The sequence below is a fragment of the Sporomusa sp. GT1 genome (assembly GCF_014634905.1).
In the GTDB taxonomy this organism is placed as follows: domain Bacteria; phylum Bacillota; class Negativicutes; order Sporomusales; family Sporomusaceae; genus Sporomusa; species Sporomusa sphaeroides.
Map to the genome: position 1 here is coordinate 1 of NZ_BMBX01000092.1, position 284 is coordinate 284.

Here is a 284-nt window from a genome sequence, read left to right on the forward strand (position 1 = left end):
TGGAGACGAGCGGGATCGAACCGCTGACCCCCTGCTTGCAAGGCAGGTGCTCTCCCAGCTGAGCTACGCCCCCGTAAACCATTGATAATACCCCATCTGCGTCGTTGCTCCTCAAACCGCTTGCTTACGTACACACTACGTACGCCGCGCTGCGCGGTTTTCCGGTGCGCCTAGCATCTGTGGCATTCTAAATGCTTTACCTTTAATTAAGGTATGGTGGGCCTAAGTGGACTTGAACCACTGACCTCACGCTTATCAGGCGTGCGCTCTAACCAGCTGAGCTA

Annotated in this window: 1 tRNA gene; it reads right to left on the reverse strand. The window is 55.3% G+C overall.

The window, feature by feature from the left end:
• Window positions 1–73, reverse strand: a tRNA-Ala gene (locus GT1_RS21980).
• Between the last annotated feature and the right edge of the window lie 211 nt (window positions 74–284).